The organism is Ginsengibacter sp. (assembly GCF_057362405.1).
In genome coordinates, this window is record NZ_JBMQQG010000169.1 from 48,258 (window position 1) to 59,729 (window position 11,472).

General features: G+C 38.6%; 7 protein-coding genes and 1 tRNA gene. 6 read left to right on the top strand and 2 right to left on the bottom strand.

Annotated elements, in window-relative coordinates:
- Positions 1–27: 27 nt before the first annotated feature.
- Together ACO1O5_RS14130 and ACO1O5_RS14135 are read right to left on the bottom strand one after the other, a co-directional pair.
- Entirely contained in the window at positions 28–1,980 is a 1,953-nt protein-coding gene (locus tag ACO1O5_RS14130) for a menaquinone biosynthesis decarboxylase (RefSeq protein WP_486271276.1), read from the bottom strand.
- Between the two features lie 103 nt (positions 1,981–2,083).
- Complete coding sequence (locus ACO1O5_RS14135; protein WP_486271278.1) at positions 2,084–2,929, bottom strand: DUF6089 family protein; 846 nt, start codon at positions 2,927–2,929, stop codon at positions 2,084–2,086.
- Positions 2,930–3,248: 319 nt separating this feature from the next.
- On the opposite strand from ACO1O5_RS14135, the gene ACO1O5_RS14140 reads away from it, so the two are divergent.
- The 6 genes from ACO1O5_RS14140 to ACO1O5_RS14165 all read left to right on the top strand — a co-directional run.
- A tRNA-Pro gene (locus ACO1O5_RS14140) sits at positions 3,249–3,325 on the top strand.
- 295 nt (positions 3,326–3,620) lie between these two features.
- The gene (locus tag ACO1O5_RS14145) at positions 3,621–6,218 is read left to right on the top strand and encodes a helix-turn-helix transcriptional regulator (protein ID WP_486271280.1); all 2,598 of its coding nucleotides are present in this window, start codon (positions 3,621–3,623) and stop codon (positions 6,216–6,218) included.
- Positions 6,219–6,313: 95 nt separating this feature from the next.
- The gene (locus tag ACO1O5_RS14150; protein WP_486271282.1) at positions 6,314–6,592 is read left to right on the top strand and encodes a DUF4242 domain-containing protein; all 279 of its coding nucleotides are present in this window, start codon (positions 6,314–6,316) and stop codon (positions 6,590–6,592) included.
- Between the two features lie 716 nt (positions 6,593–7,308).
- Entirely contained in the window at positions 7,309–7,959 is a 651-nt protein-coding gene (locus ACO1O5_RS14155) for a DUF3455 domain-containing protein (protein WP_486271284.1), read from the top strand.
- Positions 7,960–8,715: 756 nt separating this feature from the next.
- Complete coding sequence (locus ACO1O5_RS14160) at positions 8,716–11,022, top strand: tail fiber domain-containing protein (protein ID WP_486271286.1); 2,307 nt, start codon at positions 8,716–8,718, stop codon at positions 11,020–11,022.
- 9 nt (positions 11,023–11,031) lie between these two features.
- Positions 11,032–11,472, top strand: a 441-nt coding sequence (locus ACO1O5_RS14165) for a hypothetical protein (protein ID WP_486271287.1), incomplete at its 3' end; no start/stop codon positions are given.

Genomic DNA, 11,472 nt, shown 5'->3' on the forward strand with positions numbered 1-11,472 from the left:
AAAGGAGCAGTGATGCTCCTTTTTTTGCTAGACAGAAGCTACTGCCTCTTTGCCATATACCTGGTCTTTAAATTTTAATGAGGGAGATAATATGAATTCCCCAAGCCCAAGCGAGTTCCATTTTTCATCCACTGATTTTATGGTAACATCATCTGCAATAATGATATTCGGCCAGTCACGATAAAAATCATCAAATTCCTTTGTTTTCATTGTTCCATCAAAACCAATACAGGCGTTGTATTTACCAGTAGTGCTACCCCATTCTTTTTTTATAATGAAATGATCCCGGCGCGGATCGAGATTATTGCAAAAGCGCCACAAGGCAACAGTGAGGTCATTGGCATCAACTGTATGTTCAACATATAAAATCATCTTTATTCCTTCCATACATTTCAGCTCCATGATTGATTCATGTAAATATTTCACATTATTTTTTCTATTCTTTTTAATAGAAATTATCAAAACAGGAATCTCCCTTTCAACTAATGAAAAATTGATTGTCTTTACCTCAGTGAATAAACTTGTTATTTCTTTTGCGTTTGCGGAACTAAAACGTGGAAGCATATACGAAAAATTTTCATCGAGTTCTTCCGGGTATTTATAAGTTCCATCGATACACATCTTACCACCAAAACCCAATTTGCTGCAACTATGATCCAGCACATCCATCGGGCCCTGCGAAAAATAAATATCAGTTGCAGGGTTCAAATTCCTAAATACATCCACGGCCAATTTTTGATATTCAAATAGCTTAAAATTTTCAAAAGCCCCTATGCTGGTGGGGGAGGCCGTCAGCACTAAAATTTTATTAAACATCATTTGCCCGGCACCCCACATCGCATTCATAACTTTTTGTCCCTGGCCTGCGTATTCCTTTTTAATCTCTGCGATTACGAGGTTATGAAACACGCCTTCCACAGGCATTTCCATATCGACAATTTCCGGAACCATTGTCATCTTCATTGGCGCTAAAAATATACGCTCGGTTGCTTTGCCAAGCCACGCATCTTCCTGCGGCGGAATCCCAACTATCGTTGCGGGATACACCGGATCTTTTTTATGTGTGATAGCAGTAATGTGAAATTTTGGATACCAGTCAGGCAGAGAATAATATCCGGTATGATCACCAAATGGTCCTTCCCAGATTAATTCATCGTTAGGATCCACATAGCCTTCAATTACAAAATCAGCATCTGCGGGAACTTCAATCTCCGGCTGGGTGATACATTTTACCAACTCCACTTTCTTTTTTCTTAAAAAACCTGCCAGCATATACTCATCCACATTTTCCGGAAGCGGCGCTGTCGCAGAATAAGCATACACGGGATCGCCTCCGAGTATAACGGCTACGGGCATACGTTTATTTAGTTTCTTATATTCACTGAAATGCTTTGCAGATACTTTATGCTTATGCCAATGCATGCCGGTGAGCTTTGGGCCGAAAACCTGCATGCGATACATGCCCACATTTCTAATATTATTGTTGGGATCTTTTGTGTGAATAACGGGAAGGGTAACAAACGGTCCGCCGTCTTTAGGCCAGCAGGTGATAACAGGAAGTTTAGTAATATCGGGATCGCTCATAATTACCTGTTGGCACTCCCCTCTCCCGCTAACAACTTTTGGCATCCAGCTTGCAAACTGTCCCAGCTTTGGGAGCAGCTTTAATTTATCAATTATATTTTCTTTGGGCGCTGAAAGAAGTCGAAATAAATTTTCAATATCATGTGCAACGTCGTTTAAATTTTCAACGCCTAGGGCAAGGCACATTCGCTTTTCACTTCCATAGCCATTCATCAAAACGGGAAAATCGTACCCTGTATTTTCAAACAGTAATGCTTTGCCTCCATTACCACTCTTACTTATTCTATCAGTTATTTCAGCAATTTCAAGATGAGGATTCACATAAGATTTTATACGAACTAATTCATTTTCCTTCGCAAGTACATCAATAAATTCACGGAGATTTTTGTAAGCCATAATTCCCTAAAGGTAAAACAGAATTAGTTCCATAAAGTTTACCCCTAAACGAAATAGTTATTGAGTTTATATTGACATATTATTCGGGAGTGATATGTGATCTTTAATTCACGTTAACGGGACATCCGTACTTTGAATGCTTACCAACTCCACTGCCCAATCCATTTCCACTAAACAAACGAAACGAAGCTGTTAACCCGGTAAAATAATACCAGTCCTTATGCGATGAGCCTCCTCTGACAGTTCCCGCTGCCGGATACGGTGAACCATTTTTAAGTTCATTACCGCGATAGGCCAATTCTACAGCAGTGCCGCCACGATTTGCTAATAACGTAGCCTCGTCAACATAAGTGCTGCTCACATCATCAAGATAATCAGTAAATAATTTTCGATACCCAACTTCAAGCCCGACGTTCACATTATCGCTTAAAGCAAATTTTACGCCGGCACCAAAGGGAATAGCTAATTGAGTAAGATTATAATTTTTTCTGCCGGCAACAAAACCCTGTCCTTCCGTGCTCAAAGGCTTTAGGTAAGTTTTTACCCCGGCAGTATCAGTTGTGTAGGGGTTAAAATGATATATGGCTAAGCCTGCAAAAACATAAGGAGTAAGAACATGCTCGGAAATGGGCGTTATGAAATATTGTCCGCCCACACTAAATTCAGAAAGAGCTGAACTAAAATTCAAATTACGGGCTTTGTTTCTTCCATATTTATCGTTGGCCGAAATTGTTCCCAACGTTAACGACGTTTGGGCGGAAAAATGTTCTGTGATATCATACGATACGCCAAAACCCCCTGCAAAATGAGACTGCGAAAAGGTAAACCCTTTATCCTGCAGATCGCCGGAATAATTAGAGGTACCGGCAAAAAGATTGAGGTGTAAATTTTGAGCATTTATATTTGATATAAACACAAACATCGTCAATGAAGAAAGGAGGATTTTCATATTGATACAACTTGATTTTTAAGGATTACACGTTAGAGACAAAAATGATACCGTAAAACAAATTTCTAAACTATCCTAAATTTAAAAGACATCGCAGCACTTTTTGCAGAATGATTCAACATTAACGGTAATTTATATTTTGAAACACGAAACATTATTCATCAAGTAATTACAGAAGCCTGTCGCCAGGTTTGGCGAATGGATTTTTCGGATACACATAAATACCTTCCTTTCCCTATTGAAAAAAAACTAAGATTTTATCAATCTTCAAATTTATCAATCATTCCGCATTATATTTTCATATAGATTTGCAATTATTCGGGATGTAGCGCAGCCCGGTAGCGCACACGTCTGGGGGGCGTGGGGTCGCAAGTTCGAATCTTGTCATCCCGACCAAGTTGATTGCTTTCATAAATAAAAGCTCGTAAAAATTAATGTTTGCGGGCTTTTTTGATTTTTAGCCAAAAAAAATATCAATTTCCGGCACAACCATTTCCCAAGCTGGTATTTAGTTATGTCCCCCGGCAATTTTTAGAAAATGATAATGATAAACAATGATATTTTTCTCATTTAAGGGTTAAATTTGAAAAACGAACTGATCCCCGAATCTAAGACAACCTATAAAGCGACATTGACGTTTAGGAGTCTCACTGATTAATAATTGCTCACCCGATATTTTACAACTTACAATATGGAGCTGATAGAAAGAGACGAATTTTTAGAACTGCTTCAAACTGAATTCAAAAAGGTTGGAGAGGGCGAAGGGCATTGCATTTTTGTTATCGGCGAAGCCGGATTGGGTAAGACTTCCTTGATAAAAGCTTTTTGTAAAGACCAAAAGGATAGTTGCAAAATTTATCTCGGTGCGTGTGACGCTTTATTCACACCACGCCCCCTTGCGCCCCTATACGATATAATGTGGCAGGTGAACCCTAATCTCTGGCCTGCTAATCATAGCATCGAGGAGCGCTCTGCTTTGTTTGCCGCATTTTTTCGCGAGCTAAGATTAAAGATCGAAAAAACAATAATTGTTTTTGAAGATATACATTGGGCTGATGAAGCGACATTGGATTTCATAAAATTTTTTGCAAGACGTATTAGACAATTGCGATGCTTGTTTATTCTTACATACCGTGATAACGAGATAATTTCCCAGCATCCTTTGAGAAATGTTCTCGGGCAGCTTCCACGTGATTCCTTCAAACGGATTCAACTGACTCCCCTATCGAAACAGGCCGTAGAAGTAATGGCCAGAGAGAGAGGATACAAAGGGGAGGATGTTTACTCAATTTCGGGTGGGAATCCTTTTTACGTTAATGAAATATTGAGTAGCTACAGTACAGGTATACCTGATAACATAAAGGATTCGATCATCTCCGTTTATAACCGCCAGCCTGAAAAAACAAGGAAGGTTTGGGAGCTACTATCCGTAGTTCCTGCAAGTTTGGAAATAAGATATCTTGAAAAATTTGAGCCATCATATGCATCCGTTCTTGAATACAGCATCGAATCAGAAATTTTAATTGTCAGTGAGGGTAGAATTTATTTTAAGCATGAATTGTTCAGGCGAACTATAGAGACTTTTTTATCGCCGCTGAAGAGAATTATCCTTAATAAAAAAATGTTGGATTTGCTGCTGGAAAGCAATAGTTGGAACAAGGAGGTCGAAAGAATAATTCATCATGCAAAAAATGCCAATGAGTATGAAACAGTCGTTCACTATGCGCCTTTAGCTGCCCGGCAATCCGCATCATTAGGCTCACATATTGAGGCATCCAAATTATACTTAACAGCAATAGAATACTACCAGGGAAATGATAAAAGTATATTGATTCAATTTTACGAATCTTATGCTTACGAATGTTATCTCACCAACCAAATAAAAGAGGCCATTATCTATACAGCCAAATCGCTAAATATTTGGAAGGAAGAAAACGATGAAGAAAAAGTTGGCAATTCACTTCGCTTTTTGTCGAGACTATGGTGGTTTGAAGGAAACGGCAAAAAAGCAGCAAGTTTTGGGACGCAGGCTGTTGAAATTTTGAGTGAACTGCCTTCTTCAATATCAAAAGCAATGGCTTTTAGTAATATGGCACAGTTAAAAATGCTTTCGGATAAATGTGATGAATGTTTATCGTGGGGAGAAAAAGCTATTGAAATTGCAAAAGAACTTCATGATGACGAAACCATTTGTCAGTCACTGAATAGTATGGGATCTGTACTAATGCTGGTAGAATCGTCCGTGCAAAAGGGCATCACATTATTACAACAGAGTATGGAAATCGCTTTAAAAAATTCTTACCAGGAGCATGTTGCCCGTGCATATATTGAACTTGGAAGTAACGCGATTATTATAAAAGATTATCGTTTGGCCGGAAAAAAACTCGACGAAGGAATCAAATATTGTGAAAAACAAGATCTTGATTCAATGAAACTTTATATGTTAAGCTGGAAAGCAAGACTACAGCTTGAAACCGGCTTTTGGGATGAGGCATATACCAATGCAGCCAATTTGCTTAAAAATGAAAACCTGTTGCCTGTTATAAAGATTTCTGCGCTTACCGTTTTATCCATTATTAAAATGAGAAGAGGCGATGATGATGCATTGCCTTTAATGCTTGAGGCCAAATTTATGGCTTTTGAAACGTTGGAACTGCAAAGAATTGTTCCGATTTTATTTGCATTACTTGAATATGAGTGGATCACCGGAAAAACTTATGTTGAAACAGAAGATCTTGACAAGGCGATAAATATGATGAGAGAAGTAGGGAAGATTTCTAAAAAAAGTAAATTTTATTTTTGGCTGAGCAAAGCAAGAAAACGCCATCCTAATCTCGAAGAAATATATAGAAGTCGTAATGAAATTAAACCTGCAAATCCTTTGAAGGAGGCCGAAGAGTGGAAAAATCTAGGCTGCCCTTACGAGCAGGCGCTTGCCTTGTTCGAGGGAAGTGCAGAGGACAAAAGAAAAGCAATCACTATCGTTAAGACGCTTAAAGCAACGGCAGTGTATGAAAAGTTTAAACTGGAAATGAGGGCATCGGGTTTGAGAGGCATTCCCCGGGGAATAAACAGAACAACCCTGTCAAATCCTGCATTTTTAACATCCCGGGAATTAGATGTACTGCAGCTTTTAAAGGAAGGATTGCAAAATAAAGAAATTGGAAACAAGCTGTTTATATCTTCTAAGACCGTTGACCATCATATCTCTTCAATTTTCTTCAAATTGGAAGTGAACTCACGCATAAAAGCAGTGGCTGAAGCTACGCGACTTGAAATCATAAAATAGGGAATCCTTCAATCATAAATGGGTAATACCCCTGCAATCAAATACAAATATTGTTTGCAATTTTATTATCGTTATTCATCCTAAATTTTATACGAATGAAAAAATTTGTTGTAGAAAGAAATCTGCCAGGCGCTGGAAATCTTTCCCCGGAAGAACTACAGTTCATCTCTCAAAGTTTTTGTGACATTGCCGAAAGTATGGGAAAATCCTATCAATGGATACAATCATTTATTACAGATGATAAGATCTACTGTATTCATATTGCAGAAAGCGAAAGCATGGTTCGGGAACATGCGAGGATGGGTAAGTTTCCAATAAATACGATAAACGAAGTACGGTTTGATATTGACCCACTAACGGCAAATTCTTTGTAGTGACAGGATTCGTAGCCGCATGAATTAACTATATCCGATAAAATTTAAGAAAGCGTAAAGTCTTACAGATAAGCAACCAGCCTAAAGTTTAGGAATTAATATATGGTGAATATATTTCGTGCCTATCTATAGATCGGCGTGAATCTCAGGAAAAATTCAGGTCGCATCAAGCGAAAAAATTGACATGGAGGATAATGTAGATTTTCTTAAAAGGAAATTTGAAATCTTTCAACACAGCTAAAATAAATTGGAAATTGTCTGCGGCGTAATGTCGTCACCTAATGAATAATCTAACGGTAAAGACTACTCTAAAATGTATGGGTCGTATTATTGCCAAATTTAAACTCTTCTCGCGGCAACCCTTTTTTGTTTAGCTACGGTTATTTAATCACAACAACTATAAAAGTTTAGCTGAAATCCTTTATTGCAAAGGGTTCGATTATTAGTAATACGAAAGAATTATTTATGGGCGAAGAAAAGATCTCTTTTGCATATAGGGTCCCGATGCCTTGATTGCTCCGTTGGCTCAGGATAAATTTTGTTTATGGTCACTATATAAATCACGCTGCTGTTTTTTTAAGATGGCACATCATTTCTTCTTTAAATGATAAACTAAATAACAATAATAATAGCGACTGGTGGACGCATCGGCCGCTAAAAAGGGAGTGAGCTGAAAATCCCATTCGAGAGTAGGCAAAAACAATTAAATAAAAAAAATGAAACAAACAATCAGCAAAATCATCCGTGGCCTCATGCTGATAGCCACCTTCGCGCTTGCGGTAACAAGCTGCCAGAAAGAACAAAACATCGACTCAAAAAAATCAGGTTTAAGCAATGCGCAGGCTAAAACTAACTTAGCTGATGCAAATGCGGGTCCAATGATTTCTACTTGCGGGGATATTCCGGACATTTTGAACGTTCCCGAAGGAAACAGATTCCTGTTGCAAACTTTTGCCAGAGGTTTTCAAATTTATGAAGTTCAGCGCAGCGCAACTGATCCGAATGTTTTTTCGTGGGTAAATATTGCACCGTTGGCAAAATTATACGCCACACCTGACTTTCAAAACCTGCTGATTAATCACTTTGCAGGCCCGACCTGGCAATTTGTAAAAGGTCCGTTTAAAGACGAGAAGGTAGTTGCAAAAAAAGTGCAGGGAATTACCCAGGATCAAACAGCTATTCAGTGGTTGTTATTGAAGGCTGATTCAACTCTTAGTTCGCCCGGTAATAAGATAACCTTTATTCAACGCATATGCACGGCGAATGGTTTGGCACCCAAAACTGGGGCTGACGAAGCACACCTGGGCCAGAAGGACAGCATACCCTATACCGCCTCGTACCTTTTTTATACAAAGAATACATTTTAAAGAGGGTATTGTAAAGTATATATTTCAAGTCTTCTCCTCATTTGAATAAACAGGTGAGGAGAAGATTATTGTTTAGCAGTGTTTCCAGAGCGAAAAAAAATAGTTCAAAGGCGCAACACATGGCCTCCCCCGGGATGTTACTGTATAAAGAAATTCTAACGGCAAAGAATACACTAAAACTGAGTATCTCTCTTATTAGTTGGATTAAAAAAATTTTGACGCAACTATTTTCTGTTTAATTACGGTTATTTATTCATAACAATAAAACAGGGCATATTTTGGCGGGGAAGAACTTTAAATAATAAAGGACCCCGCGATCCGGGTAAATGGTTCGAAATGCCGGCAAACTATTTATCTATCAAAAATTTTTTTCGATAATAAACCCTGAATGACAGTTTGTGATATATTAAAGCGGGTGCAAATTAACTTGTCAAATAATTTTGGAACCGTTGTTTTTGTTTACTAACGGGAAAAGCTAGGTGTTACATAAATTGATTTTTTAAAGAACTCGTCGCTATTTAGCATTAGTTGTTAGCCTCGCAATTATTTCTATTTATGAAGAAAGGGGCTCCTTGACCTTATGCATTTAAATACTGCAAGGCTGTTCGACCAGGGATTTTAAAATAAGGAATTTTTAATCGTCAAATAGGGCAGTATACAATCCGTCATCACTGGAAAACAGCCATTACAAGCTTGTGATTGTTGTTCATCGGTAATTCAAAATTTATTTATAATTCAAACACAGCAGATTCATTTATGAAAAAGAGATTTATTCTATCATACGTATTGTTCCTCGCTTCTTATTTTTCATTTTCCCAGGGCGTTGGTATTGGAACCACTTCACCAGACCCGTCGGCAGCGTTGGATATTACTGCTACCAATACGGGATTGCTTATTCCAAGAATGAACTTAACATCAATTAATGGTATTATTAATCCAGCAAGTGGGTTGCTGGTTTATGATTCTGCAGCTAACAAATTGATGGCAAATATCGGAACTTCGTTTGCGCCTAACTGGCAACCGATCACCAACAACAACAATAGTGGTGGATGGAGCCTTAACGGTAACATTGGCATCAATCCCACCAACCAATTTGTCGGTACTGCAGATAATCAGCCATTGCGTTTCAGAGTAAATAATATAAAAGCTGGTGAACTACATCCTTTAACCGGAAATATTTTCTGGGGATTGCGTGCAGGTCAATCAAATACAGCTGGCTTTAGCAATATTGCCATCGGAACAGATGCATTAAAATTTGATAAGTATGGCACCAACTTATTGGCAATTGGAGATTCCGCATTATTCAATAATGGTAAGGACAATCCCATTCCGGGTGCTCTTGGGTTTAATAATACAGCGATAGGGTCGAAATCATTATTTTCTAACACCATTGGTAGTGATAATACAGCTACCGGATTTAAATCTCTCTTTTCGAACGTTGATGGTACTGACAATACCGCATATGGAGTTGGTTCGCTTTTATCCAATACTTCGGGAGGCTTAAATACTGCTATTGGCGTTAGCGCGCTTTTTGCCAACACCACCGGTAATGACAACACAGCTGCCGGATGGCAATCACTAAATTCTAATACAACGGGCTTTTTTAATTCAGCATTCGGATCTCTTTCACTAAATGCTAACACTACAGGTAAAAATAATACTGCTATTGGCTATGCATCTCTTAGCTTTAATACTATTGGAGAAAACAATACAGCTACCGGTATAAGAGCACTTTTTTCCAACACTGCAGGAATCAGTAATACTGCTATAGGAGTTAATTCTCTTTTTAGCAACACCACAGGCGGCTTAAATACAGCTGTTGGCAATGCATCATTGAGTGCCAATACAACAGGTTTTAATAATACAGCTACAGGTAATCAATCACTTTCTTTTAATACTACAGGTACCAGTAATACCGCTAATGGAACTTCATCACTTTTTTCTAATACAGTGGGTAATTTTAATACGGCCACCGGCTTTCAATCACTTTTTTTAAATACTACAGGTCTTAATAACACCGCCCTTGGCGCTACTTCACTTTTGAGAAATACTACCGGTAATGATAATACTGCTACCGGTAATGCAGCATTGGTTAACAATACTAAAGGTATTAACAATACAACTGTCGGTTCAAACTCACTTTTTAATAATACTGAGGGCAATGGTAATACGGCAGCCGGATTTAAATCACTCTTCGCTAACACAACGGGGGGCAATAATACAGCTGCCGGAACTCAATCGCTGTTTACTAACGGCGCCGGCATAAACAATACAGCTACCGGCTTTCAATCACTCTTTGCAAATACTAACGGCATTAACAACACTGCCGCAGGTACTTCTTCGCTCTCTTCAAACACAACGGGATTTCAAAATACTGCTGTTGGCACCTTTGCATTACTTTCCAATAATTCCGGAAGTTCGAATACTGCTATTGGGTTTGATGCAGATGTCAGTACCGGAAATCTAACAAATGCCACTGCGATAGGAGAAGGTGCAATAGTAAATGCTTCCAACAAAATTCGTCTCGGAAATGGTGCTGTTACTGTTATTGAAGGTCAGGTTCCTTTTACCACTCCGTCCGATGGCCGTTATAAATACCAGGTAAAAGAAGATGTAAAAGGGTTAGATTTTATCATGCAATTGCGTCCTGTTACTTACCAGTTTGATGTAAAGCGGTTTGACGAACAACAAAATCAATCAGGAAACAATAGGGCTATTATCTCCAATAATTTTATGTTGGCCTCTTACAATGAAGCTTCTGCTATTCGTCGCACAGGCTTCATTGCGCAGGAAGTAGAAAAGGCAGCCGATGCTTCAGGATATGATTTCAGCGGCATCATCAGACCAAAGACCGGGCAAGATCATTACAGTTTGAGTTATGAGTCTTTTGTGGTACCACTGGTGAAGGCCGTGCAGGAGCAACAGCAAATACTAAACGAACTAAAAAGGCAAAATGAGGAGTTGAAAAATATCAATGCCGGGCAGAAAAAATTAAATGAGGACTTGTTGAAACGAATAGAAAAATTGGAAATTTCTTTTACCATAACAAATGAACCTTACTAAAGAAGAACCATGCGCTACAGGTATTTATTGCTTTTCATAGCAACCATAACATTGTTTGGCTGCAAGAAAGAAAAAAGTGTAATTGATGCGCCACTTCCGCAACGCCAAACGGTGCTGATAAAAGATGTTGTAATAGATCACCTGCCCTCACCTTTTTATCACTTTGAGTACAATGCAGCAGGCAAGGCCACCTTCGTATCCTATGCGTCAGATTTTTTCAGGTATGATGTTATTTACGACGGAGATAGAATAAGCGAGATGAGAAATAATATCCTGGTGAACCAAGACAGGCTGCAATACTTCTACGACATTGAGGACAGGGTAAATACTGTAAAATATGCTGATTCTACAGGGCTGGTGTATACAATAATTAATCTCACCTATGATGGGCCAAAGCTTATTAAGTTAGAGCGGGAAAGAAAGACAGGTACCGGTCTTATCGTTGACAAA

Bases quoted from the DNA above. Each gene is read 5' to 3' on its own strand.
- ACO1O5_RS14130 (WP_486271276.1), bottom strand. From the start codon at position 1,980: ATGGCTTACAAAAATCTCCGTGAATTTATTGATGTACTTGCGAAGGAA.
- ACO1O5_RS14135 (WP_486271278.1), bottom strand. From the start codon at position 2,929: ATGAAAATCCTCCTTTCTTCATTGACGATGTTTGTGTTTATATCAAAT.
- ACO1O5_RS14145 (WP_486271280.1), top strand. From the start codon at position 3,621: ATGGAGCTGATAGAAAGAGACGAATTTTTAGAACTGCTTCAAACTGAA.
- ACO1O5_RS14150 (WP_486271282.1), top strand. From the start codon at position 6,314: ATGAAAAAATTTGTTGTAGAAAGAAATCTGCCAGGCGCTGGAAATCTT.
- ACO1O5_RS14155 (WP_486271284.1), top strand. From the start codon at position 7,309: ATGAAACAAACAATCAGCAAAATCATCCGTGGCCTCATGCTGATAGCC.
- ACO1O5_RS14160 (WP_486271286.1), top strand. From the start codon at position 8,716: ATGAAAAAGAGATTTATTCTATCATACGTATTGTTCCTCGCTTCTTAT.